The following is a 25,089-nucleotide window of genomic DNA, read 5'->3' as shown; positions in this document are numbered from 1 at the left end:
TTGCGTCGTCCATCGCATTGCTCCGTCGTTACGATGGCATCACCTTCGCACCGCGCTTACGTGCATTCAAGACGGGATGCGCTGACGGATACAGCCTTCAGGGAGAAGATCGAGCCATGTTTCTCGCCGAGCATGGCAGCACGGCGGTCGGCTTTATCACCGTTCAAGTGATGCAGCCGACAAGTCCACTGTTGCAACCGTTGACCGTTGGCCGCATTGGCTCAGTCGCTGTTTTGGAACGACTGCGGGGACGCGGCGTCGGGAGCACGCTGATGAAACTTGCTGAAGAGTGGGCACGAAAAAACGGTGCCAACGACATGAGGCTGACCGTTTGGGCGTTTAATGAACAGGCGGTCGATTTGTATCAGGAACTTGGCTACGAGCTTCGTGCGTTCGAGATGGGAAAGCAACTGCCTATTGCTGGGGATATGCCAGTCGCATGAGGCGATGCTCGGCCACGAACGGTCAGTCTATATTCGTGCATAGATCGTGGACAATTAATTGTTCACGTGAAACTTTTGAAACCTCTATTATCTGTTGCGCCTTTCCGAAAACGTTCTTGGAGCATTCAATGCGGATTAGAACCACCTATTTGAAAGTGGACATGGAACGCGGTTCTGCTTTCTGGGAAAACCTGTTGGAACGCGCGCCGAACCGCAGGTCGGATAAGTGGACCGAATTCTCGCTCGGTGAAGTCCGCTTCGGGTTGCTGCTAAATGATTTTGGCGATGAGTTCGTCGGGAGCGGATGCGTTCCTGTGTTCGAATTTGACGTATCCGCCTTGCATATATTTCTGGATCGCGCCAAGGCTTTTGGGGCAACAGTCGCTCTCGACGGGCTAAACAATGAAGCCATGAAGAGCATTGTGTTGGTTAGCCCTGATGGCCACGAGTTCGAACTTTGCTGCCGAAGTCGCAACAGGGACGCGCGAAGGCAGACCTGCAGGCGATCTGGATGGCCGCTACGCGTGCGGACGCGTACGCTGCGTTCGAGCGGCGAGTCATCCTTCTGGAAATACCGCTTGATCACCCACGGACCGCGCGTGTGCAGTTCGCCGAACGCGACGTCCGACCGACGACCGGCGGCATTGGCCGATGACGCGACCTCCATCCCAGCGATTTCAATCCTCTCCCCTCAATCTTTATCGGCCTCCGGTGCAGTCTGCAGCGACGTATGGTATGGCTGTTGAGACTGGAATCGGCGCTGGAACGCAGCTGGGTAGCCAAGTGGGTAGCCGCACTGCTAGCTCTGCGATACCAGCCTTAACTGGCAAGCCTTACAAGATTCCCCCGAGATCAACGGCACGTTCTACGGTTTGCAGAAACCGGCCAGCTATGAGAAGTGGTATCAGGAGACGCCCGACGATTTCGTGTTCTCGCTAAAGGCGCCGCGTTACGCGACCAACCGCAAGGTGCTCGCCGAAGCCGGCGACACGATCGAGCGATTCTTCGCAAGCGGCGTGCTGCTGCTCAAGCAGAAGCTCGGGCCCATCAACTGGCAGTTCGCGCCGACCAAAAAATTCGACGCCGACGATTTCGAGGCCTTTCTGAAGCTGCTGCCCGCGAGCATCGAAGGACAGAAGCTGCGGCACGCGGTCGAGGTTCGTCACGATTCGTTCAGGACACCGGAACTCATCGCGCTGGCGCGCAAGTACAAGGTCGCGGTCGTGCTCGCGGCCGACAGCGAGTATCCGCAGATCGCCGACATCACCGCGCCGTTCGTCTACGCGCGCATCATGGGCACGAGCGAAAAGCAAGCCAAAGGTTATTCGACGAAAGCGCTCGACGCATGGGCCGAACGCGCGCGCCAGCTCGCCGCGGGCATCACGCCCGACGATCTCGAGACCTGCGCGGAGCCGCCCGCGAAAGCCGCCACGCGCGACGTCTATCTATATGTGATCAGCGGCTTCAAGGAGCGCAATCCGGCCGCTGCGATGGCGTTGCTAAAGAAGCTCTGAATCCGCCGCGCCGCCTGCCCGCCGGTCCACCTGCCATGAGGCCGGCGCGGGTGTCATAATCGCGCCAGCGCATCCGTGCGCGGTCGCGTCGGCTTCGCGTCAAGCCCGACGCAAGACCTTGCGTCAAACCTCGCCCGAGGCACGCAGTAACTCAACCCGCACGGTCCACCTCAAACCCACGCGGCGCCCGCACGCCCTCATCGCGGCGGCGCTCGCATAATCAGGCGGCAAGGCCGCCTCATCAACCGATTGCGGAGAACATCTTGAGCGCCCTCGACAATCCCCTGCACGATCAGGAAGTCGGCTCGGCCGACGCCACCCAGGACACCACGCGCATCGACGACGTGCGCATCGGCGCGGTCCGTCCGCTGATTTCCCCCGCGCTGCTGCAGGACGAACTGCCGGTGCCGCCCGCGGTGCAGTCGCTGGTCGAGAAGACTCGCGTCGAAATCGCCGACATTCTGCACAGCCGCGACGACCGGCTCGTGCTGATCGTCGGCCCCTGTTCGATTCACGACCACGACCAGGCGATCGAATACGCGCGCAAGCTGAAGGCCGCCGCCGATCACTACCGGGACGATCTGCTGATCGTGATGCGCGTGTACTTCGAGAAACCGCGCACGACGGTGGGCTGGAAAGGCTACATCAACGATCCGCGTCTGGACGGCAGCTTCCGCATCAACGAAGGCCTGCGTCTCGCCCGGCAATTGCTGCTCGACATCAACGGTCTGGGCCTGCCCACGGCGACCGAGTTTCTCGACCTGTTGAGCCCGCAATACATCGCCGATCTGATCGCGTGGGGTGCGATCGGCGCGCGCACGACCGAGAGCCAGAGTCATCGTCAGCTCGCGTCGGGACTGAGCTGCCCGATCGGCTTCAAGAACGGCACCGACGGCGGCGTGCAGATCGCCGCCGACGCGATCGTCGCGGCGCGTGCGAGCCACGCGTTCATGGGCATGACCAAAATGGGCATGGCCGCGATCTTCGAAACGCGCGGCAACGACGACGCGCACGTGATCCTGCGCGGCGGCAAGAAAGGGCCGAACTACGACAGCGCGTCGGTGCAGGCGACCTGTGAAGCGCTGAGTTCAGCGGGTCTGCGCGAGCAGGTGATGATCGACTGCTCGCATGCGAACTCGAACAAATCGCACTTGCGGCAGATCGAGGTCGCGGACGATATCGCGCGGCAACTGTCGGAGCGCGAGCGCCGCATCATCGGTGTGATGCTCGAAAGTCATCTGGAAGAAGGCCGTCAGGACCTGAAGGCCGGCGTGCCGTTGCGTTACGGCGTGTCGATCACGGATGCCTGCGTGAGCTGGGCGCAGACCGAACCGGTGCTCGCCACGCTCGCCGAGGCAACCCGCAAGCGTCGCGCGGACTGACTGGGCAACGCACGGACCGCCCGATCGCGATGGCCGCGGCGGGTCCGCTTTAGACTCGATCGAAGCCGGTCGAGCCCACGAACGTCTGGCTCAAGGAGCCAGACACACGCGCCGCACCAGTTGCCGGCGAGTCGCCTGGCCGGGCTGGGCAGCGCGTGATCCTCACGCCCGACGCATCACTCACGCGCGCCTCACAGCGGGGCTGCGGCGCGCATCGCGAATGCTCCGGCGTGAAGCGCGTTGCTTACGACGCGTTGACGGCTTCCTTGAACGCCTTGCCTGCGGTGAACTTCACCGTCTTGGCCGCGGCGATCTGGATCTCTTCGCCCGTCGACGGATTGCGGCCCACGCGTGCCGCGCGCGCGCCGGTCGAGAACGAACCGAAACCGACCAGTTGCACCGTATCGCCGCTCACCACGGCCTTGGTCACTGCCTCGACGATCGCGTCGATGGTCTGGCCGGTTGCCGCTTTGCTTTCGCCCGTCGCTGCGGCGACTGCATCAATCAGTTCCTGTTTGTTCATAGCACTTCCCGTATGGTAATCATGGAACCGGCGCCCTCTGAGGCGCCGGGACCGACACACTAACGCATAGGCGCACCTTCGCGCAAACCCTTGGTGTAAGGCTTGTATCAAGGCAAAGCCGCCGGTTTGACGTTTTTGCGCCCCAAACTGCCATAAGAATCGCGAGCTTATGCGCGCGCGCCGCCTCATAAGCGTTCGCCGCGCATCACAATCCGTTGCAATTTCAGTACTTTAGGTCGCGTTACGCGATCCCGCGCCGGCTTCCCGATGACGATAGCCCTTTTCGCGATGCGCAGGCGCGCCATTTGCGACACATGTCACAAGTTAACTATCGGCAAGACATAAAGAAGTGAGAATTCGCCACTTTGCAACATGCGCGCTGCTCGCCGCGTTGTCGTCGGCGGCGGCCGCGGCCGACGACAACGCGTGCGCGACCCTCGTCGGTGCGACGAACTCCAGCGCCGCGCAGAGCTTTTCGCTACGCGACGGCGAACCGGTCGACTTCGTTGGCGGCGGAAAAACGGTGCACGGCAAGCTGCTCGTGTTCAGCGACGGCGACGTGTTTCGCGCGTACTGGCAGCCGGATGACAGCCCGGAAAAATACGTGCTCGCGAATGCTGGCGCCGACGCCGTCCGGCTCGTCTCGGCCGCGCCGCGTGGCACGCCCGCGCCGGCCGGCCAGCCCGGCACCGCCATGCGGCCGCAGCGGGTGCTGTCGTGCCCCACGCTTTGAGCATGCGCGAAGGCCGCCTTTTGCTCGAGTCTCGCGACCGGCATCCGGCACAAACGTCTGGTTCCAGCGCCGCCAACATGCGCCGCCAGGTAGTACTTACCGCCCGACTATCCGTAAGCGCGCAGCCGGGTTCACCGACCCTTGACTGCGATGCTCCGTTACCCCTTTGAGCGCTCAAGTTAATCAGCCTCGCGCCGATATAAACAGCTGCGTTTAGCGCGCAAACGTTAAAGGGATGGCGATGGCTTGGCTTGCGAGATTGAAGAGGGTACTGTCGGTCGCCGAGGGTGACCGGGAGCTGATGCGTGCGCAGTTGCACGCGTTCCGCCGCCAGGTACCGCTTCTCTACTTCATCCTGCTCGTCAACACGGCGGCGGTGGCGGCGACGCATCTGGACAGCGCGCCGGCCTGGCTGTCGATGTATGTGCCCGGCACGCTCGGCGCGCTGTGTGTGTTTCGCTGCGTGCGCTGGTGGCGCAAACGCAACCATAAGATGACGGACGCTCAGGCGGTCCGCGAATTGCGCAGCGTGACATGGATCGTCGGCGTGTTCGGCGTCGCGTTCAGCGGCTGGTCGGTGCTGCTGTTTCCGTACGGCACCGCCTACCAGCAGGGGCAGGTCGCGTTCTATATGGCGACGACGCTGGTCGGCAGCATGTTCTGCCTGATCCATCTGCGCAAGCCCGCGCTTCTGCTGCTTTGCATCGTCATCCTGAGTTTCTCCGGCTTCCTCGTGTCGAGCGGCTCGCCGGTGTTCTTCGCGATGGCCGTCGACATGGCGCTGGTCGGCGTCGCGCTCGCGGCGGTCATCCAGCTTTACTGGCGCACGTTTGCAGACGCGGTGCACGCGCAACGCGAACTGCAGGCAAGCCAGCACAACACCCAACGGCTCAGCGACGACAACTATCGGCTCGCCAGCATCGACAGTCTGACCGGCCTGCCGAACCGGCGCAGTTTCTTCGCGGCGCTGAGCGCGATATCGGAGCAGGCGCTCGAAACCGGTGGCGGCTTCAACGTCGGCCTCATCGATCTGGACGGCTTCAAGCAGGTCAACGACATTTACGGTCACGCGAGCGGCGACCTCGTGCTGCAGGAAGTCGGCACACGGCTCGTGTTGATCGGCGAAACGGGCCTGATGTTCGCGCGTCTGGGCGGCGATGAATTCGGCGTGCTCGTGCGCCACAAGGTGTCGAACGAAGCGCTGGTCGAGTTGGGACAGCGTATCTGCGATGCGCTCAGCCAGCCTTATCAAGTCGCCAACAATGTCGCGGAGCTGTCGGGCACGATCGGCTGGGCCGCGTTTCCAGACGCGGGCTCGACGGTCGCGCAGGTGTTCGAACGCGCCGACGCCGCGCTCTATGTCGGCAAGGAAAACCGCCGCGGCATGCCGGTGATTTTCTCGACCGAACACGAAACGCAGATGCGGCGTCTAAGCCTCGTCACGCAGGAGCTGCGCCATGCGGACCTCGAAGCGGAACTGTTCCTCGAGTTCCAGCCGATCTACGATCTGCTCACGCGCCGGCCGATCGGCCTCGAAGCGCTCGGTCGATGGCACAACGCGCGGCTCGGCATGGTCAGGCCGGAGGAATTCATTCGGATTGCAGAGCGGACCGAGCTGATCCTCGGCATCACCGACGTGCTGCTGCGCCAGGCGCTCGCCGAGGTCGCGCACTGGCCCGCCGATCTGTATCTGTCGTTCAACCTGTCCGCGATCGATATCTCGACGTCGGCGCGCGCGCGCCGCCTGATCGACATTGTCGCGGCAAGCGGCGTGTCGCCGCATCGCGTGACGTTCGAAATGACCGAAACCGCGTTGACGCGCGATTTCGAGCAGGCGCACAGCGCGATGACGATGCTGAAGCAGGCCGGCTGCCGGCTGTCGCTCGACGATTTCGGCACCGGCTATTCGAGCCTCAGCTACGTGCATCGGCTGCCATTCGACGCGATCAAGATCGACCGCAGCTTCGTGAGCGACGTCGATACCAATAGCGCCTCGAAGAAGATCATCAAATCCGTGATCGACCTATGCCGCAACCTCGGGCTCGAATGCGTGGTCGAAGGACTCGAAACACCGTTGCAGGCCCAGGTCGTGAAGGCGCTCGGCGCGCGCGCGGTGCAGGGTTATCTGTTCAGCCTGCCGATGCGGGCGAGCGCGGTCGGCACGTTTCTGTGGACCGCGCTCGCCCAGAGCCACGCGGCGCAGACGCATTCGTAGCGCTCGATCGCTCCATGGCAGCGCCGCTCAATACGCCAGCTTCGGATACCAGTCGGTGCCACGGCCGCCCGGCGTCATGTCGAGGATCGTCCACAACGGCATCAGATCGGGCGCGCCGCGCGAATCCTGTCCGGGGTCCGACGTCGACGGCCCCATCTCCTCGGCCCAGAAGTGCCGCACGACGCCGCCCGTGCGCGTGAATACGTTCAAGCGCGGGAAGGTCGTCGCCGGCGGGATCTTCGGCCGCGTAATCGCGATTGAACGTGTTGCCGCCCGACGAATACAGCCGCAGATGCCGCCAGCCGCGCTCCTGCTTGAACGCGACGAGCCTGTCGATCGGCGAGCGGCCGATCACCGCGAAGGCGACGCGCTGCAGGATATCGGGCATTTGGGGCGCTTTCCTGTCATTCACAGGTCTGTGGTCGCGAATGACTCGTCCCGCGGAAAGCGAACGAGTACTTGCGACCCACTTCTGCCCCTCGACCGACGGTATCTCAACGGGAGCTTTAGCTGCGGAGCAGACAGTCGGAAAAGTCGTTCGGAGGGAGGCACGAGCGATGCGCCGGCGTGGGCGCTACACTCATATCTGTACTCCGACTGCGATGACGATGGAGACGGCGAGGATCCACAGCTCGATGGCGGTGAAGCGGGGGTATCCAATCTTTTTCATCGTCTTCCTCTCCTTATGACCCGCAGCCCGAACTTCATTGGGCATTCCCGGCCGGCAAGTACCTGGCTCTGGCCGTCGTCGATGTGCAACAAATCAACGGCTTGTACCTCAGCCGACGGTGAAACCTCGGCCCGAGGTCGAGGTCGACGCGCCGTACTTGGCCGGGGTCTGCGCCGGGCTACCGGTGGCAGGCGCGTTCCGCCGCTCGCTGACCGCTCGGTAAAAAAAAGCCGGCGGAAGCCGGCTTCGAAGCAGGTTCCGTTTTTCCCAGGGGTGCGGAGGTAGGAACCTGAGGAGACTCATTGTGTCAACGCGTTGGCCGGGTGATGTCCTACAACAGTTCACAAGCGTCCAAACTAAGACCTGCCGATTCGATCCTCGCCTCCTAAATGACAATCGCACCGTCCATGGAACCATGGTATGCGGATGCTCCCAAGACGGCCATTCTACGAACGGTTGCCGCAGTCGTACGCGAGCGTCGGGCTCTTATACTCGTGTATATCATCGAGACGATGAAGCGGGTCGGGCGTCGAACAAACATATTGCAGTACAACAAGACGGAGCGTGCCTGCCCGAGCGGCGGGTACTGCGGGGTAGCAGACGTCGGAACGTCCGCGAGAAGGTGCCGACCAACGTCAGTAGCTGGCCGAACCCGGTCCGACAGCAAACTTCGGTGAGGGGGCTGAGCACCGCCGGTTGCGTTCGGCGGCACCCGATCCACTTCTACCATTTGAGATCGCATCTGAACTGACGAACGCCAGCTGTCGCCCGATGCGGGACCATCGGAGGTCAATCAAACACGGCATTTGAATCGGGCTGCCCTCACATCGAACCCTTCGACGAGGGGGGGCCTCCGGCCATCTCCACATCAACGGCCCCATAGATTGCGAGCGGGACGCAGCAACGGTAAGCGTCGCGCAATTTTATTGATTTGCGCGGTCACATGGACAACAACGACGAATTTGCGATTGCGCTCATTGTGCGTGGGATCGGATTGTTGGCTTGCGCCGACATGCCTCTCGATTAGGGTTAACCCATTCAGAGCTGTGCCGCAAAGTACATACAGTTCTTGCATACGAGCTTGCTTCAGACGCGGGGGCATCGCCGCCCAGGGTCGTCTGGCGGTGGTTCCTCATTTCCACGAACTCAAAGGAGACGACAGATGGAAATCCGCAACCCTTCCCCCGGCCTCTACAACGAAGATCTCGCACCCGCCAGGGTGCGCAACTGGGGTGCCTTTAGCATTTTCAACGTCTGGACCTCGGACGTGCACAGCCTCTGGGGCTACTACCTCGCCGCCAGCCTGTTCTTGCTGTGCGGCAGCTTTACCAACTTTGTGCTGGCGATCGGGCTCGGCTCACTCGTGATCTTCGCGCTGATGAATCTGATCGGCTACGCCGGCGAGAAGACCGGCGTGCCATACCCGGTGCTTGCGCGTGCCTCTTTCGGCGTGTGGGGCGCCAACCTCGCGGCGCTGGTGCGCGCCGTGGTGGCCTGCTTCTGGTACGGCGCGCAGACAGCAGCGGCTTCGAGCGCGATAGTCGCGCTGTTGATCCGCAGCACCAGCCTGATGGAGTTCCACAAGGGCACGCACTTTCTCGGCCACTCGGGGCTGGAAGTGATCTGCTACTTCATCGTCTGGGCGCTGCAGTTGCTCATCATTCAGAAGGGCATGGAAACGGTGCGCAAATTCCAGGACCTGGCCGGTCCGGCGGTGTGGATCGCGATGCTGATCCTGGCGATCGGCCTGTGCGTCAAGGCGGGCGGCTTCTCGTTCGAGCATGGCATTCCGATGGACGCGCTGCTCGAGAAGACCAAGGACGCCGGCGTCAGCGGCGAGCCCGGCTCGTTCTGGGCGCTGATGGCCGTAGGCGCGACCTGGATCACCTACTTCGCGGCGCTGTACCTGAACTTTTGCGACTTCTCGCGCTACGCGAAAAACCGCGACGCAGTCAAGAAAGGAAATCTGTGGGGCCTGCCGGTCAACCTGATTGCGTTCTCGCTGGTCGCCGGCGTCACCACCATCGCCGCCTTCAAGGTGTACGGCGAAGTGCTGCTGCACCCCGAGCAGATCTCAGCCAAGTTCGATAGCTGGATACTGGCACTCATCGCGGCGGTGACTTTCGCAGTCGCCACGCTAGGCATCAACGTGGTGGCCAATTTCGTCTCGGCGGCGTTCGACATCTCCAACACGTTCCCCAGGCAGATCAGCTTCAAGAAGGGCGGTTTCATCGCCGCAGCCATCGCGCTGGCGCTCTACCCGTTTGCGCCGTGGGAAGGCAACGCCGCACACTTCGTCAACGCCATCGGCGCCACGATGGGCCCGCTGCTGGGAATCATCCTGGTGGACTACTATCTGGTGGCCAAGGGCAACATCAACGTCGCGGCGCTCTACCAGGAGCACGGCGAGTATCGCTACGAAGGCGGCTGGAACGTCAACGCGCTGGCCGCGGCGGCGGTCGGCAGCGTGTTTTCGACCTTCCTGCCCAACTTCACCAACCTGCTGCCGGCCTGGTGGAATACATATGGCTGGTTCTTCGGCGTAGCGATCGGCGGCGGCATGTACCTGGTCATGGCGACGCTGCGGCCGCGTACCGCGATCGCCCCTACCCGCGTTTAAGGCTCTTTCCATCCCGATCAGGTAGGGTCAAGCACTGGCACGGCACCGCCGGGTGCCTCCCGGAAGCGGGCGGTCGGTCACGATAGCCGCGTGCGACTCGCGAATCGCAGATTTGGCCGACGATCCGCCTGATGGCATCGTTCAAAGAATGGCACTTTCGGCCACAACTTGCCGTTCAGCGAGCCGGGAAATCTGCCGTTGGAGCGGCCGCATTACTCCGGAACCTGACGGACGAGCTACCCGCACAATTCGGCCATTGCCGTCATTCGAGAATCGGCTTTGGTCAGGCAGCTGAGCGCCAGGGTACAACGGCCATTCAACACGAGTCGCGACTGTCAAACGGTTTGGTTTGGTGGGTCAGTTCGCTTGGCGCAATCTGTCGGCAACGTACCAGGGCAGCAACTCGTCGACACGTGTGAACTTGCGATCGGCTCCTGATCAGGCTTTCCGACCGATTTGCGCCTACAGTTCGTCGCCATTGTATGCTCCGACGCGGAGCCGCGCTCAACGCCGCAAGAACCACAACAGCACGGACGCCACGACCGAAAGCACGATGCACGTGACGATCGGGAAGTGAAAGTTGAATCCGTCGCGGACGATATGGATGTCGCCGGGCAGTCGGCCGAACGGGATGCGCGCGAGCCAATGCCATCCGAGGCCGGCAAGAATGCACAGTGTGCCAATAACGATCAGGAAACGGTTCATGGGGCGTCGTCACTCACGGTAGCCGACGTGGTCATCATAGCCCCACGCAGGCGGAGTATCCGCGCCGATTGAATTTTGAGCCACTGCGGACCAGTCAGGCTCGTATGTTGGCTGATTCCATCGCGTTCGTTTCCCGTGTCTGGTCCGCAGGCAACGGGTCGATCCGATTGTCGACAAATTGGCCGCCAACATTGAACGTCCCAAACTGGCCAATACGCGCCCAGCCCAGCGAGAGGTCAAGCCAGCTTTGAATAGATGCGCGTATTCCGCAAACTACCATCTGGAGCGCGCCGCTCCTGTCGCAACACCCCTTCCAGTTGCATCCCGGTGCGTTCACAGACCCGAACGCCTGGTGCGTTCAGATCGTCGCAGATTGCCTCTACTCGCTTCTCGCCGAAATTGCAAAACGCATGGTTAGCCAAGGCATCTTCCTCTTTCACGGCCAGCAGCCGGCCGGGCCAGCGCAGGCTGCTGAGTATCGGGTCGCTGGGGGTCGCCCATTATCGCCGCTACATGGTCTACGGGAGTTCGGCTGCAACGACACCCCCTGATAGCCGATTTACCGTCCTCCGCGGCGCCGCAACTGCGCCTTCTTTCGCGCCAGGACCGACTCAGCGTCCGCTGAAAACAAAATAACAACATCACAGTTGACGATAGAATCAACTTTGGGTGTAATGTCGCCACTCGTCGTCGCGGGCGAGCGATTGGGCGGCATTAATCTCAGGATCCCGAAATCAACCGAACCGCTCTGTTGATGTTGGCGCTGCTTGCCAGTCAGGGGTAACTGGCGATAGCTGAGAGGTTCGCGCATAACCAGAGCCACTAATGGGGCGTAGTTCCCCGATGCCGCGTCGGCGTCCCATTTAAATGAAGTGAAGGCAAAGATGAAGAAGATTCTGATCGCCGCTGCAGTTGTTTTCAGCACTGGCGTCTTTGCAGGCGAAGTCCACGTACCGCAGGTCTATCACGAAATCGCGTCGCTATTCGATCCGTGCAATGCGGCGCTAGTAAGGGGCGACGCGGACTCCGTTGCCAAGGTGGTGTACGCCCCCGATCCTGAAGGCATCACTATGCGCCCGCATATCCAAGCAACGCTAAACGCGGTGCCGGTATATCCCACGGTACAGGCGTTCCAGACTTTCGTGTGATAGCCCAATTCCGGTGGCGGCTGTAGTGTAAGGCCGTACCCGACGCAGTCGCGCTTTACGCCACAATGGTCCCCGGTCTGACCCGCGCAGGTGGCTTTGAGCCAAATCGGGGTTCGTCAAAACATCGCGTCGTTTGTGTTCGCGGCAGCGCCGTCGCGCCGGCGCCGACAAGAAAATCTCATGAAACTTGCCCGTCTAACTCTGCTCGTCATTCTCTTTTCGCTTCAAGCTTGCGGGGGCGGCGGGGGCGATGGCAGCAGTGGAAACAGTAACAGCTCCTCAGATACCGGCTTCTACGCGCCGAGCTACGGTGACGCGAGAAGCGACACCCGCTATGAGGCCGACCTCTCCAGCGTCACCCGTCAGGTGATCAGCTACCAGGACGTGGGAAAGGACCTTGTTTCCAACGTCGGGGTCTCCGACTCGATGGTCCAACTCTTCGGCAACTACAAGGTGCGGCTGACCCAGGCGAGCAAGAACAGTTGCCCGAGCGGCCTGGAAGGTTGTGACACGGCCGATTCGGACTCCTTGGGGGTGGGCCACAGCGCTCTTATCACGAATCTCGAATCCCTGAAGAGCGATATCAAAGATCAGAGCGAACGGGGCACGTGCGTAGCGTTCTCCCTGAACGCCGCAACGGAATTGCTGCTCTCGAGGCAGCAAAACAGTACGAAACTGTCGGAACAGAACACGTACTTCCAGGGAAAGCGACTGACCAACACCTGGAACAACGCCGGACTCGACCCGTACGACACCATCGCTGCATTCGTCGACAACAAGACCAAGTTCGTTCCGGAGAAATCCTGGCCATACAATGGCGATGACAAGTATTGCACCAACTACAACCGCAACTATCCCAATGCCACCTGCTCGCCTACCGAGGCGCAGGGTGGCGGCAGCGATACCCGGCAGCAGGATTCTACCGCAGCGAGCTCCTCAGGATTTCGGACGACCACGGCGCACAAGCTCTATGCGTCCATTGGCCGGATCAAGCAAGCGCTGTATCGCGGCTACCCTGTGGTCATGGCCATCAACGCGAACCTCGACTTTCAGGTTGCGACGTACAAGGGCGGCGTCGTGTCGTGGGTCATCAAGGCGGACAGCTGCGGGACCAGCCTGTGCGGTCACGAAATTCTAGTCGTCGGCTACCAGGACAGCGATCAGGTCGCGGGCGGCGGATATTTCATCATTAAGAACTCCTGGTCATCGGGCTGGGGCGACGGCGGGCTGGCCTACGTCACTTACGAATGGCTGCAACACAGCTTGCTGGACGCACAAGCGCTGGTTCGGATCGACAGCGCCGATTAGTAGAGCAAAACGGTATTGTCAACTTACACTATTGGGGGCACGAAGAACGTGCCAGAAACCGAATCTAACCATGGAGTGAACGATATGGCTTTGAAGGCAGTATTGGTAGCAGTGGCACTTGCAGCATGTATCGATGCGCACGCACAGGTCGCCGGCACACAGACTCTGAGCGTCACTATTCAGCAGTCGCAGGCGCTTTTGCAGGGATGGAGCGTCAAGAAGAGCGTGCTGGGCAAATCGGTCTACAACGACCAGAACGAAAAAATCGGCGCGGTCAAAGATCTGATCGTGGCCCCGGACGGCTCCGTGTCGGCGGCCATCGTCGCTACAGGCGGCTTCCTCGGCGTCGCCACGCATGACGTAGCGGTGCCCATCGCCGCACTCGACGTGCGCGGCGGCAATCTATATCTGCCGGGCGCCACGAAGGACGCCCTGAAGGCAACGCCTGAGTTCCAGTACGCGAAGGTGCAATCGCCGCCTAAGCCGAAGAAGGTTCAGGCAGAGTGACCTGTTTTCAACAGTCCTAAGCTGAGGTCGTTGCGGCTGGCAAGGTCAGTCGCAACGACCTATCGCCGGACTCGAGCTTCGCGCTCAACCGCTTGCCCCTTCAGTCCCCCTTGCGCTGCGCACTCAACACCTTGCCCCCGCGCTGCTCGGATGGGGGTATTGCAGAGTAGCCCCATCCGAACAAAGCCCCTTCAGACCGCCTTCCCATTTTTCCATTTCCAAGCCACTTCTGTAGTCAATATTGGCGACTGCTGATTAGCACGCCCGCGCGTCTGGACGGGCCACCGCCTTTCATGGATCACCCAACACCATGCAAAAAACTCTCGGACTTGCCGTTGCCATCCTGCTCGCCGTCGCCGCTATTGCGCTGTGGACCCTGCTCGCCCGGTTCGAACCATCCATCAAGTCCGCCATCGAGACGGAAGGCGCCCTTGCGACCCAGACGCAGGTGCTCGTGGGTAGCGTCGAATTCTCGCCCTTCACCGGCGTGGGCGCGCTTGATGGACTTACCGTGGGCAACCCCACTGGTTTCTCTTCGCCCTACGCCGTAGTGGTGGACCGTATCGCCTTGCAGGTGGAAAGCGGCTCACTTCTCGGCGGCGGCCCTGTCATTGTTGATTCCGCCACAGTCATCGCGCCGCAGATTACTTACAAGGCGCAAAGTCCCACCGCCACCAGCAACCTGGAGACCATCAAGAATAACGCCCAAGCCTATTCCACCACCCCGGCCGCCATCCGGGCCGGCAGCAACGCGCGCAAGGTCATCATCCGCAAGCTCACCGTCATGGGCGGCACACTCTCACTTGACATTCACCTGCCCGGAGGCGCGCTTACGGTACCGCTACCTCCGCTGCATCTCGTCAATATCGGCGCGACCACAAACGGCGCCACGCCGCCCGAGATCATCCGTGCCGTGTGCGAGGCGCTCGCGGACGAGGCGAAAAAGGCGGTCACCGAGGCCATCGCCCAAAAGCTGAAATCCGTTATCGATATGCTCAAGCCGCCCGTCGGTGGGTTGCCAAAGCTGCCGTCCCCTCCGTCCCTGCCGTCCCTGGCGCCCCGTCCGTCCCTGCCGTCCCTGCCGCGCCCTCCGTCCCCTCCGTCCCTGTCGTCCCCGCCATCCCTGCCATCGCTGCCCCCCCCACCCGGCCCACCTTTGCCGCCCCCTCCCGGCTTTTAGGGCCTGACCGGGCCACTGCAATCCAGTCCCGATCAGAACCGTAGAGCGTAATAAACTTGTCAGTGCGCCGGGAGACCGGCAAGGAGTAAAGAGTGGAAGTCTCTAACAACGAAGGTCTAGCTCCTCGATTAGTGGCACTCGCCCCTTTGCTCTGGCTATATTGGCGCCACAAAAAGTACAGACAAGAGATAAGAAGCCGTATGAAAAACCTGTCCGCGTAGGTGAAGTGATGAAAACGAAGCTGAGGGCCGCGAGCGCAGCGGTATTGATCGCAGGCGTGCTCACGGGTTGCGCCGATGTGCGACAAGAACACGCCGGAGGCAGCGACCTACCGCCCGTACCCTGACGACTACAAAGCCCTGATCGATTCCAATCGGCAGACAATGCTAAATGAACCTTCGAGCGCCGTGGTGCAATATCTGAATGAACCATCGTCGGGATGGACGCGAGCCGCACTTGGAGCGCCTGCTGTGTTCGGTTATCGCGTTGGACTTACCCCTGCGTGACCGGACACGCGGTCACGCTTAGGTTGGAGAATTTGTTCGCCGGCGAAACTCGCGTGGCGACCGGTATTTCAGGGCGCTGTGCGGATGGGACTCGTTGTAGTGGTCGAACGCAATGGCCAAGTTCTGCAGCGCAGTTCTCGCGTCAGGCTTGGGCATCCACGAAACGTAATTGCGCTTCATCGTTTTGACGAAGCTCTCGGCCATCCCATTGCTCGGGGCCGCCACATCCAGGTGCTCGATCTGCCCGGCGCGCAACCCCGCTGCTTGGGGGCGCTCTCCTGGTCATTGCTGGAGTCTTCCAGCTGACACCTTTAAAGCATGCGTGCCTTAGCAAGTGTGCTTCCCCCTCGGTTTTCTTCTGACCGAATGGCGCGACGGCAGCCTCGGTGCCTGGATCATGGGGTTCTCCGGCATGGGGCCTATTGCGTCGGCTGTTGCGGGGCGCTCATGGCGTTGCTCTTCGTGTTTGGCGTCATGAACGTGCTTTGGGTTGCCGCTCTGTCGATCTACGTGATGCTCGAAAAAATGCTGCCGCAAGCGCGATGGCTTCCTTTTGCGCAGGGGTTGCTGCTGGTTGGCTGCGGTGTCGCAGTTGCAACAACGGGGTGAGGTCGCGACACGAACAGCCGAGTGACTACCCCATCCGAAGATGTCCGCTACGCATCATAACCCGCCGCCGAAGCGACAGCGCTTCGAATGGCCGCTGACACAGGAACTCGTTTGGTGCGCCGGCTCGTTGCTCGAATGCTCGGCGTGGTGTCACTTACGATCGGCCGATACCTCCCTTTGAGTATCGATGACCCTCCATGAAGACCTGCGGTCCAGCGGGTTCAATCGTGCGACTCCTGAAGCGCGGCTACCTCGTTTCCGTCATCGGCTTTCGCGCTGCGAATACGCGCTACTCCGGTTTGCGCGGGAGCACGTGCGCCTCTCGAGATACCGTCGCTTCCTCTCCGACCAGGCCGCGCGGCCTGAAGATGAGTGTCAGCATGAGCACGAGCCCGATCAGCATGACCTGCGCGGCCCCGCCCTTGACCTGCAGGTGGACCGGCAGTGCGGCCTGAGCCGCGCTGCCGCTCAGTGTCCAGACGGCCCACATCAGTACGGCGCCCAGGATTGCCCCTTTGTTATTGCCGCTACCGCCGACGATCAGCATGGTCCATATCTGGAACGTGAAGACGGGCAAGAAGTCTTCCGGACTGATGAAGCCAATGAAGCTGGCGTAAAGAGCACCGCCCAAACCCATGAGGGCGGAGCCAATCACGAAAGACTGTAGTCGAAAGAGGAAGGGATTCTTGCCGAGCGACGAAGCGGCGGTGTCGTCTTCCCGGATGGCCTTGAGAACCCGGCCCCAGGGGGAGCGCACCATGGCTTCGAGAGCCCGGTAGATGATCAGGACCAGTACGGCCATGAACCCGAGCATTAGCAGGTTGACACCCAACACGGACTGGAACAATCCGGGCAGCAGTCTTGGAATACTGCTGGCTCCCCGGCTCCCGCCCGTCAAGGAGGAAGCGTTCAACGAAATCAGTTGCAGGATGGAGCCGATGCCGATCGTCACGATCGCCAGATAGTCTTCACGCAGCCGCAGGGTGGGAATCCCGACGATGAAGCCGACCACGGCAGCGGCGCACAGGGCGCCGGCCAGACCGACGACATACGGCAGGCCGAAGCCGCCGAGATGTGTGTCGTAGGGCGGTCCGCACAAGATGGCGAAAGCATACGCTCCCATCAGAAAGAATCCGGATATGCCGATGTTAAAGAGTCCGGTGTAACCCCATTGCAGATTCAGTCCCAGGCAGACCACGGCAAAAATCGATGCCTGGATGAGGAAGAAAACCAGATAGGAGATCATCCCGCTCATGAACGCTCTCCCAGAATCCCCTTGGGATAGACGAGGAGGATCAGAAACATCAGGAAGAACCCGACCGCCGGCTCGTATGCCGACCCGAGGATCGGCACCGACATGGATTCGGCAAGGCCGATTATCAGCCCCCCCAGCACCGCGCCGTAAATGCTGCCCACGCCGCCGAGGATGGCGGCGGCAAACATCGGCAGGATGAGATTGAAGCCCATCTCCGGGGAGATTTGCACGGTCAGGCCGTACAGCACGCCGGCGATCGCCGCCAGGCTGCCACCTACCACCCAGGTCCAGCGAATGATGCCCTGCACGTCGATGCCGGTGACGCTCGCCAATGCGGGGTTATCCGACACGGCGCGCATGGCCTTGCCCAGCCGGGTGCGCGTCAGGAAGAGATGTAGCGCGATCATCAGGGCGAGCGTCAGCGCAACGACGAAGACCTCGTCGGCGGTCAGTCGCACGCCGGGAAGAATTTCCCTGGCGATGGCGATGCTGCGCGAGTAGTACTCGGGCTGCGGGCCCCAGATGAAGACCACAAGGTTGCGTAACATCAGCGATGCACCAAACGATGCAATCACCAGCGTGACCGCCACTTCGCTTTTTCGTAGCAGCCGGTAGAGCAGCCAGTCGAGTACTAGCGCCACTCCGGAGGTCAAGATGCCGGCGACCACGATCGCCAGCAGGAAGGGTCCGCCGAAGGTTACCGGACCCAGCGCGGTTCCGGTCCCAAAGAGCGCAGTCAGCAACAGCGCGAAGTAGGCGCCGAAGGTGAGGAATTCGCCGTGGGCGAAGTTGGCGAAACGCAGAATGTTGTAGGTCAGCGTGAGGCCAATGGCTCCCAAGGCCAGCGTCGATCCAAGAATGACCCCGTCGGCGACGTATTGCGCGATCATGACAGACCTCGCCGAACGCCCAGATACAGCTGACCCACTTCGGGGTTCGCGAGCAGTTCACTGGCGGGGCCCGTCATCTGATCTCGACCCTCGGCCAGCACGTAACCCCGGTCGGAGATCGCCAGGGCGGCCTTGGCGTTTTGCTCGACCACCAGAATGGTGACCCCCAGGTCGCGCACCTCCCGCACCTTGCCGAATACGACGCCCACCAGTTTCGGCGACAGTCCCGCCGAGGGTTCGTCCAGCATCAGCACCTTGGGATTTGCCATCAACGCACGCGCGACCGCCACCATCTGCCGTTCGCCGCCCGAGAGCATGCCGGCAGCTTGCCTGCGTCTTTCCCGAAGCCGCGGAAACAGCTCGAACATCTGTTCGATGCCGCGCCGGATGTCGGCTCGGTTGCCTTGAATGTATGCGCCCATTTCGAGGTTTTCCTCGATGCTGAGCCGGCTGAAGATGTTGTTGGTTTGCGGCACGTAGGCCAGGCCCCGCTCCACCATATGGTGCGCGGCCACGCCCCCGATGTCATCCCCGAACAGTTGCACTGTGCCCGAGCGCACCGCCACCAAGCCGGCAATCGCCTTGATCAGCGTGGACTTGCCCGCGCCGTTGGGACCGAGCACCGTGACGATTTCACCGCGTCCGACCATGAGCTCCACGCCGCGCAGAATGTCCACGCCTGGCACATAGCCGGCCACCAGCTCATGCGCGTAGAGCGCCGGGGCGTTCATTCCGGAACCCCGCCGAGGTAGGCATCGAGGACGCCCGGGTCGCTTCGCACCGTCGTCGGCGACCCTTCCAGGATCAGCTTGCCTTGTGCCATCACGAGGATCGGATCACACAACGTCATGATCAGGTCCATGTTGTGCTCGATGATAAGGAACGTAATGCCCCGGGCATTGAGTTCATGCAGCTTGTCCATGATGGTAACGAGCAAAGTCGGATTGACCCCGGCCCCAGGTTCATCGAGCAGGACGAGCTTGGGGTCCGCCATCAGCACGCGGGCCAGTTCGAGAAGCTTCTGCTGGCCGCCGGAGAGATTTTTGGCGTATTCGCCCGCTAGCGGTGAGAGGCCGACGAAGGCTAATACTTCCTGAGCGCGGTCGCGGCAGGCACGTTCTTCGGCGCGCACCTGCGGGCGGCTGAACCAGTTGTTCCAGAAGCGCTCGCCGGCCTGGCGGGGCGGCACGAGCATACAATTCTCGAGCACGGTCATTTCGGCAAACGGGCGGGGAATCTGAAACGTCCGTACCAGTCCTTCGTGGAAGATCCTGTGGGGCGCCAGGCCGTCGATGCGCCGGCCGAGGAACGAAATGTCGCCCGACGTCGGCCGATGCACGCCGGCAATGGTGTTGAAAAGCGTGGTCTTGCCAGCGCCGTTCGGCCCGATCAAGCCGGTGATGGTGTTAGCGCGCAAGGTGAAGGACACGCCGTCGACCGCACGCAATCCTCCAAACTCCTTGACGAGCTGTTTGACTTCCAGCATTCGCGCAGTGTCCTTCCCGAAACGCCGCCGCCCAGCCGCGAATGCCTCGAGGGGTACGGTGCGTTACCGCCTTGAGGAATCGCGGTTTGATCGGCGTCAAGCCTTGCAGCAGGCTCTTTTGTTCGAAACCTGGTGCCGCTACTGGATCTTGCTGCGTAGCTCCTTGATCTGATTCACCGTGACCATGCCCGTCGGCTTGACTTTTCCGCCGCTGTCCACAGACCAGACCACCATGGGGGCGTTGATGTCTCCGTACCGGTCAAACTGCAGCGGCCCCGATGCGCCCACATACTGGATCACCTCGTGTTGCGCGAGCATCTTTTCCGCCTTCTTGAGCTCGGCCGCACCGGCATAGACTTTCTTGCCGTGAGGATCGGTCACCTTGGGGATGGCGTCGCGGATGGCCATGCCGTCGGCACGCTTCGCGTAGTCGATGGCGAGGCCGATGATGACCGTCGCGTCATAAGCGTTGGGGATATAGGCTTGCGTAGGTAATTCGCCGAACTTGGTCTGGAACTCCTGCTTGAAGGTCGCAAGCGAAGGCGTCGTCTCCGAGCCGGCCGCCGTGCCGTGTACATGCTTCATGTACTGCGTGCCCACGTCATTGACGAAATCCTGGGATTCCAGCCCGTCGGGCAGAAGGAAGTTCTGCGGACCTCCGGCTGAAATCCATTCGCGCGCGATGGTCGTGCCGTCGCCCGGATAGCCGATCAGGAACAGCGCATCAGGTGCTGGATCCATTGCCTTGCTGACTTCCGCGCGATAGGAGGCCTGGCTCGGGTTGTAGACGACGTTTTGCGTGACCGCGCCCCCGAGCTTCGTGAACGCGTTGGCGAACTCGGAGCTGAGCCCCTGCCCGTAGGCATTGTTCAGATAAAGCACAGCAACCTTCTTTATCCCGGCATCGAGTGCAACCTTAGCTATCGCTACGCCTTGCAGCGCATCCGAGGGTGCCGTCCGGAACCAGTAGCCGTCTGTCTTGCCGTCCTTCGCGAGCTGGGTGAAGGTCGGCGAGGTGGAGGCGGGAGAAATCAGCACGACCTTGCCCGGCACAGCCACGGCGGTCAGGATGGCTCCGCTGACACCGCTTGAAAGCGCGCCGACGATGGCCGGCACATGCTGCACGTCGACCAGCTTCTTGGCTGCATCCACTCCAACGGAGGGTGCGGTCTGGTCATCCAGCAGAGCCAGATCCACAGTGCAGCCGTTGGCACCGCCGGCCGCGTTGAGATCCGACACAGCCAGCTGCACGCCTTTGGCAATCTGCTGGCCGAGCACGCCCAGCGATCCGGTCAACGCCATCACACTGCCGATTGTGGTGGTGCAGGCTGCATGAGCCTGGCCGCAGGTCAAGATGCAAACGCACGCAGCACTGACAAACAAAAGTTGCTTTGACACGGCGAATTCCTCCGTTCTTTAACCTTCGGTTACCGAGAAAGTCAGCCATCGCATTGTTAACTGCCAAGGATGAAACCGGACGAGGCGCATTGACGTATGGTTGTACGGCGCGATGCGCGCCCGACGCAGTTGTGGAATTGCTTATCTCATGCGCGACGGTGGGCCCCGATCAAGGGAAATGGATTGCGCACGGTTTGTCCGCCTGCTTCGTCTGGTTTGTCATGGACGTGCGTACGTGGCTTGGGATCGTGAACAGGTCGGGAAGCCGCGACCTTACGTTCCCTTTGTATTTGAGTTGTCCATCACGAATAAATTCCCGATCGTTGGGATTTGACCATTTTTTCTGCCCGTCCACCGAAAGCAGAAAATATTCCCCCAAACCCCCACCAGACTTGGCTTTCAGGGGGAAAGCTTCAGCATATAATCGCCGGCAGGTTACCCTCTGCGTCAGGCTCTTTTTTGTGGTGCTGCTTCGAACGGCTTTGTCACGTTGGCGCTGCGGTCAGTTAAGAAGAAGTGGTGAAGAAAACGAAATCGCTGTATCACGGTCACCGGTTCCCGGCGTCAGTCATCAGCCACGCGGTACACTGGTATTTCAGGTTCCAGCTCAGCCTGCGCTGTCCCGAGGTGCCGAAGAAGATCGTCACTGACCAGTTGCCCAGTTACCCCGCAGCAAAGACCGAAATCCCGGAGCTGGCGAACGTGAAGCATGTGTTCGTCAAGGCGGCCGCTCGCGTCAACAACGGTGCAGAGAACAGCCATCAGCCCACGCGTGAACGCGAGCGACGTATGCGTGGTTTCCGCCTGCCCGGGCGCACGCAGGCGTTCCTGTCGTGCTTCGGTCCGATCCGACAACACTTCGCGCTCAAGCGTCATCTGCTGCGCGCTTCGCTTTATCGAAAGCAGCTTGCGACCCGGTTTGAAGCCTGGCGTCTTTTCACCGGTCTCACCCAGAATCCGTCTGCTGTTTTCTGAGCGACTGTTTCGCCTGAACACGATTCGTCCGGTGATCGGCAACGTGACAAAGACCAAAGTTCGAAGTAGGTAGAAACGCGAACTAACCGGCCGCTGCAGACGTCCTCTATGCTGTAAAAGAGGAGAATCGCCCATGCAGTTAAGCCATCTCCACTATTTCCCTCTTCCGCTTCCGTTCTTTTCGATGCTGGTGGGGATATTTCTCCTCCTCGTGGGCCTTCTTCGGATCGGGGCGTTGCACTACGTATCCATGCGCCTCGGTATAAGCTTCGGCGCCGCCCTGCTTCTGCTCCTCGGAATGCTGGCAGGCAGCTATTTCAACATCCCGCTAGCCGAGTTGCCGGCGCAGGAAGTACGGTCCGGGCAAGAGATCGTTTTCTTCGGGATGCACTACGTAGTGCCAGTGGTCGTCGAATGGCCCGGGACGGTCATAGCGGTAAATGTCGGCGGAGCGCTCATTCCGGGTTTGATGTCGCTCTATTTGCTTTTCAGACATCACCTGTGGCTCCGGGGTCCCGTCGCGATTGCCCTCGTCGCTGCAGTGTGCCACCCGTTGGCCCATCCCATCCCTGGATTCGGTATCGCATTGCCAGTCTTCGTTCCCGTGATGACTGCTGCCGTGGTCGCGCTTCTGCTCTCGCCCAACCTCGCTGCTCCGCTCGCCTATATCAGCGGAAGCCTGGGCACACTCATTGGTGCGGATCTGCTCAATCTGGGACGCATTCAGGGTCTTGCTGCGCCAATAGCCTCGATCGGCGGAGCGGGGACGTTCGACGGAATATTTCTGACCGGTATCCTTGCGATGCTCTTCGCCAGCCTTACGCGGCCGCTGCGTCGCGTGGGACATGGCTCCGAAGGCAAGAAAGCTCCGTGATGGCGCCGCCCAGTTGCGAGACAGCAAGTCCAGAGCCGTTTTTTTTCGAAAGGCCTGACCGCACGGGCGGATATCCGATCCCTCGACGTCCTGAGTATGGGCGAAGCCAGCGACGCGAGCGAGGCTTGTCTTCGATATCTTGACGTACTGGGAGGGCCGGTAGCCAGTATAAGGTGGTCTGCACAGGTAGCGCCGACCGCTCGCGCGTAAAGTGGCCCCGCATGCGCGTCCTGTCGCGCTGCAGAGGTGCCCCTCAAAAACAACGCAAACGGCAGCTGTTGATACGGAGGCGACGGTGGACAAGCAGACGCACTTCAATATCGGTTACACAATTGCCGCAGTCATCGCCATTCTGCTGTTCCAGAGTTGGTGGGTCGTCCGACAGCAAGTCGAGACGATCCCTTTTAGCCAGTTCGAGCAGCTTCTGAAGGACGGAAAAATAGAAGCCGTCAACGTGCGTGGCAATCTCCTTGACGGCAAGCTGTCAAAACCGCTGGCCGATGGGCGCCAGTTATATTCGACCGTGCTGGTCCGGCCTGACGTCTACGCCCTGCTGGACAAGTACAACGTGAAGGTGACCGGTGTGGTGGAAAACCACCTGGTTAGCGATATTTTGTCGTGGGTGCTGCCTGCGGTATTTTTTGTCGGCATATGGATGTTCGCGGCCCGGCGTCTTGCCGAACAAGGCGGCATGAGCGGACTCATGACAATCGGCAAGAGTAAAGCCAGGATCTTTGTCGAAAAGGACACCAAGGTTACGTTCGAGGATGTAGCGGGAGTCGATGAAGCAAAAGACGAATTGATCGAGATCGTCAATTTCCTGAAGATGCCGCAGCATCATGGCCGTCTCGGTGCCCGCATCCCGAAAGGTGTGCTGCTGGTCGGCCCGCCGGGAACAGGAAAGACGTTGCTCGCCCGCGCAGTTGCTGGTGAAGCGGGCGTCCCATTTTTTTCGATCAGCGGATCGGAATTTGTTGAAATGTTTGTAGGAGTTGGAGCAGCACGCGTCCGCGATTTGTTCGAGCAAGCCCGCAAAGTCGCGCCATGCATCATCTTCATCGACGAACTCGACGCACTGGGGCGAGCGCGCGGCATCGGATCCTTGGGAGGGCACGACGAGAAGGAGCAGACACTCAATCAACTCTTGATGGAGTTGGATGGCTTCGACCCTCAAACAGGCATCGTGCTGCTGGCCGCGACAAACCGGCCGGAAGTTCTCGACCCTGCCCTTCTACGCGCGGGACGGTTTGATCGCCAGGTTCTTGTAGATCGACCAGACAAGGCCGGGCGTATTGCTATTCTCAAGATATACCTGAAGGGAATACGAGCAGGAAAGGATATCGACCCTGAGCAGATCGCGGCGCTCACGCCAGGATTCTCCGGTGCCGATTTGGCAAATCTGGTGAATGAAGCAGCTCTCCAGGCGACAAAGCGTGATGCTCAAACCGTTGACATCACGGATTTCACCGTTGCGATCGAGCGGATCGTCGCAGGGTTGGAGCGGAAGAGCCGCTTACTTATTCCAAAGGAGCGGGAGATCGTCGCGTTCCATGAGATGGGGCACGCTCTGGTGGCGTTGGTCACGCCCGGCGCAGATCCGGTTCAGAAGATATCAATCGTGCCGCACGGCATCGGCGCTCTGGGCTATACAATGCAACGCCCGACCGACGATCGCTTCCTGATGAGCCGTGCCGAGCTCAGGGGAAAGATGGCCGTGCTTCTTGGCGGCCGCTCAGCCGAGGCGCTTGTCTTCGATGAGATATCCTCCGGAGCGGCGGATGATTTGGCAAAAGCGACGCATATAGCCCGGATGATGGTCACGCGCTTCGGCATGTCCGAAGATTTGGGACAAATGACCTATGAATCGCAACCCAACGCCTTCCTTGGCGATCCGGCTTCGGTCACCCGCGAGTATAGCGAGGAGACCGCACGGGAAATCGACTGCGCCGTGCGCGCCCTGGTGCGGGATGCAGCGAACGCCGCAATGGAAATCCTGAGAACGCACCGAAAGCAGTTAGACGAAGGGGCAAAACTTCTTCTCGAAAAGGAGACTTTGCTGCCGGACGAGTTACCTCGCATTGGTTAGTATCATCCACATCTGCGCCGATCTTGTTTACCGCTGATATTGCCCACGCCGCAGACTTGGCG

Annotated in this window: 22 protein-coding genes and 4 pseudogenes; 15 read left to right on the top strand and 11 right to left on the bottom strand. The window is 61.0% G+C overall.

The features are described from left to right. The 4 genes and pseudogenes from HWY30_RS33110 to HWY30_RS33095 form a co-directional block, all read left to right on the top strand. A partial coding sequence (locus HWY30_RS33110; RefSeq protein ID WP_244145102.1) for a GNAT family N-acetyltransferase occupies positions 1 to 443 on the top strand: 443 nt, incomplete at its 5' end. 128 nt (positions 444 to 571) lie between these two features. After that, the gene (locus HWY30_RS42045; protein ID WP_244145104.1) at positions 572 to 1,189 is read left to right on the top strand and encodes a VOC family protein; all 618 of its coding nucleotides are present in this window, start codon (positions 572 to 574) and stop codon (positions 1,187 to 1,189) included. A 96-nt stretch (positions 1,190 to 1,285) separates the two neighbouring features. Next, a pseudogene (locus HWY30_RS33100) lies at positions 1,286 to 1,957 on the top strand (DUF72 domain-containing protein); the annotation flags it as partial. A 263-nt stretch (positions 1,958 to 2,220) separates the two neighbouring features. Next, entirely contained in the window at positions 2,221 to 3,339 is a 1,119-nt protein-coding gene (locus HWY30_RS33095; protein WP_090806766.1) for a 3-deoxy-7-phosphoheptulonate synthase, read from the top strand. A gap of 244 nt (positions 3,340 to 3,583) precedes the next feature. On the opposite strand, the gene HWY30_RS33090 is transcribed toward HWY30_RS33095, so the two are convergent. After that, a complete protein-coding gene (locus HWY30_RS33090) occupies positions 3,584 to 3,862 on the bottom strand; it encodes an HU family DNA-binding protein (protein WP_013092091.1) in 279 nt (92 codons plus the stop codon). Positions 3,863 to 4,211: 349 nt separating this feature from the next. On the opposite strand from HWY30_RS33090, the gene HWY30_RS33085 reads away from it, so the two are divergent. Beyond that, a complete protein-coding gene (locus tag HWY30_RS33085; protein ID WP_176078989.1) occupies positions 4,212 to 4,595 on the top strand; it encodes a hypothetical protein in 384 nt (127 codons plus the stop codon). A gap of 241 nt (positions 4,596 to 4,836) precedes the next feature. Further along, complete coding sequence (locus tag HWY30_RS33080) at positions 4,837 to 6,810, top strand: putative bifunctional diguanylate cyclase/phosphodiesterase (protein WP_090810179.1); 1,974 nt, start codon at positions 4,837 to 4,839, stop codon at positions 6,808 to 6,810. 27 nt (positions 6,811 to 6,837) lie between these two features. On the opposite strand, the pseudogene HWY30_RS33075 reads toward HWY30_RS33080, so the two are convergent. Next, a pseudogene (locus HWY30_RS33075) lies at positions 6,838 to 7,201 on the bottom strand (DUF899 family protein); the annotation flags it as partial. 1,147 nt (positions 7,202 to 8,348) lie between these two features. Beyond that, positions 8,349 to 8,555: a hypothetical protein gene (locus HWY30_RS41165; RefSeq protein ID WP_143037202.1), complete on the bottom strand. Its 207-nt coding sequence runs from the start codon at positions 8,553 to 8,555 to the stop codon at positions 8,349 to 8,351. Positions 8,556 to 8,642: 87 nt separating this feature from the next. Here HWY30_RS41165 and HWY30_RS33070 point away from each other — a divergent pair, with 87 nt between their 5' ends. Beyond that, on the top strand, positions 8,643 to 10,100 hold the full coding sequence (locus HWY30_RS33070; RefSeq protein ID WP_090806771.1) for an NCS1 family nucleobase:cation symporter-1: 1,458 nt from the start codon (positions 8,643 to 8,645) through the stop codon (positions 10,098 to 10,100). Positions 10,101 to 10,604: 504 nt separating this feature from the next. Here the strand turns inward: HWY30_RS33070 and HWY30_RS33065 are convergent. Next, positions 10,605 to 10,805: a DUF2905 domain-containing protein gene (locus HWY30_RS33065; protein ID WP_090806773.1), complete on the bottom strand. Its 201-nt coding sequence runs from the start codon at positions 10,803 to 10,805 to the stop codon at positions 10,605 to 10,607. Between the two features lie 236 nt (positions 10,806 to 11,041). After that, a complete protein-coding gene (locus HWY30_RS33060; protein ID WP_143037203.1) occupies positions 11,042 to 11,245 on the bottom strand; it encodes a GNAT family N-acetyltransferase in 204 nt (67 codons plus the stop codon). Between the two features lie 444 nt (positions 11,246 to 11,689). On the opposite strand from HWY30_RS33060, the gene HWY30_RS33055 reads away from it, so the two are divergent. The 4 genes from HWY30_RS33055 to HWY30_RS33040 all read left to right on the top strand — a co-directional run bounded on the left by HWY30_RS33055 (position 11,690) and on the right by HWY30_RS33040 (position 14,948). After that, positions 11,690 to 11,953: a hypothetical protein gene (locus HWY30_RS33055; RefSeq protein ID WP_090806775.1), complete on the top strand. Its 264-nt coding sequence runs from the start codon at positions 11,690 to 11,692 to the stop codon at positions 11,951 to 11,953. A 180-nt stretch (positions 11,954 to 12,133) separates the two neighbouring features. Then, entirely contained in the window at positions 12,134 to 13,261 is a 1,128-nt protein-coding gene (locus HWY30_RS33050) for a C1 family peptidase (RefSeq protein ID WP_143037204.1), read from the top strand. Positions 13,262 to 13,345: 84 nt separating this feature from the next. Then, positions 13,346 to 13,768 carry a PRC-barrel domain-containing protein gene (locus HWY30_RS33045; protein WP_090806779.1) on the top strand — a complete coding sequence of 141 codons (423 nt, stop codon included), beginning with the start codon at positions 13,346 to 13,348 and terminating at the stop codon, positions 13,766 to 13,768. Between the two features lie 310 nt (positions 13,769 to 14,078). Next, positions 14,079 to 14,948 (top strand): AsmA family protein, encoded by an 870-nt coding sequence (locus tag HWY30_RS33040; RefSeq protein ID WP_167368703.1) that lies wholly within the window; start codon positions 14,079 to 14,081, stop codon positions 14,946 to 14,948. Positions 14,949 to 15,472: 524 nt separating this feature from the next. On the opposite strand, the pseudogene HWY30_RS33035 reads toward HWY30_RS33040, so the two are convergent. Next, positions 15,473 to 15,667, bottom strand: a pseudogene (locus tag HWY30_RS33035) (integrase core domain-containing protein); the annotation flags it as partial. A 47-nt stretch (positions 15,668 to 15,714) separates the two neighbouring features. Between HWY30_RS33035 and HWY30_RS33030 the strand changes: the two are divergent. After that, positions 15,715 to 16,063: pseudogene (locus tag HWY30_RS33030) on the top strand (DUF2182 domain-containing protein). A 289-nt stretch (positions 16,064 to 16,352) separates the two neighbouring features. Here HWY30_RS33030 and HWY30_RS33025 read toward each other — a convergent pair. The 5 genes from HWY30_RS33025 to HWY30_RS33005 form a co-directional block, all read right to left on the bottom strand. Beyond that, a complete protein-coding gene (locus HWY30_RS33025) occupies positions 16,353 to 17,318 on the bottom strand; it encodes a branched-chain amino acid ABC transporter permease (protein WP_090806783.1) in 966 nt (321 codons plus the stop codon). Next, positions 17,315 to 18,208 (bottom strand): branched-chain amino acid ABC transporter permease, encoded by an 894-nt coding sequence (locus tag HWY30_RS33020; protein ID WP_090806785.1) that lies wholly within the window; start codon positions 18,206 to 18,208, stop codon positions 17,315 to 17,317. The genes HWY30_RS33025 and HWY30_RS33020 overlap by 4 nt, the downstream gene beginning before the upstream one ends. Continuing rightward, positions 18,205 to 18,939, bottom strand: coding sequence for an ABC transporter ATP-binding protein (locus HWY30_RS33015; protein ID WP_090806787.1), 735 nt, complete (start codon positions 18,937 to 18,939; stop codon positions 18,205 to 18,207). Before HWY30_RS33015 ends, HWY30_RS33020 begins: the two co-directional genes overlap by 4 nt. Beyond that, entirely contained in the window at positions 18,936 to 19,694 is a 759-nt protein-coding gene (locus HWY30_RS33010) for an ABC transporter ATP-binding protein (protein ID WP_090806789.1), read from the bottom strand. Before HWY30_RS33010 ends, HWY30_RS33015 begins: the two co-directional genes overlap by 4 nt. Positions 19,695 to 19,832: 138 nt before the next feature. Continuing rightward, a complete protein-coding gene (locus tag HWY30_RS33005) occupies positions 19,833 to 21,092 on the bottom strand; it encodes an ABC transporter substrate-binding protein (RefSeq protein WP_143037205.1) in 1,260 nt (419 codons plus the stop codon). Positions 21,093 to 21,611: 519 nt separating this feature from the next. Here HWY30_RS33005 and HWY30_RS33000 point away from each other — a divergent pair. The 3 genes from HWY30_RS33000 to ftsH all read left to right on the top strand — a co-directional run bounded on the left by HWY30_RS33000 (position 21,612) and on the right by ftsH (position 25,027). Beyond that, positions 21,612 to 22,067, top strand: a complete 456-nt coding sequence (locus HWY30_RS33000) for a DDE-type integrase/transposase/recombinase (protein WP_090810181.1) — start codon at positions 21,612 to 21,614, stop codon at positions 22,065 to 22,067. 133 nt (positions 22,068 to 22,200) lie between these two features. Then, positions 22,201 to 22,941, top strand: a complete 741-nt coding sequence (locus tag HWY30_RS32995) for a DUF1614 domain-containing protein (protein WP_090806793.1) — start codon at positions 22,201 to 22,203, stop codon at positions 22,939 to 22,941. 295 nt (positions 22,942 to 23,236) lie between these two features. Beyond that, positions 23,237 to 25,027, top strand: coding sequence for an ATP-dependent zinc metalloprotease FtsH (ftsH, locus tag HWY30_RS32990; protein WP_090806795.1), 1,791 nt, complete (start codon positions 23,237 to 23,239; stop codon positions 25,025 to 25,027). The last annotated feature ends 62 nt before the right edge of the window (positions 25,028 to 25,089 follow it).

The sequence above is a fragment of the Paraburkholderia tuberum STM678 genome (assembly GCF_902833905.1).
Taxonomy (GTDB): Bacteria; Pseudomonadota; Gammaproteobacteria; order Burkholderiales; family Burkholderiaceae; genus Paraburkholderia; species Paraburkholderia tuberum.
This window is presented reverse-complemented; position numbering and strand designations above follow the sequence as displayed.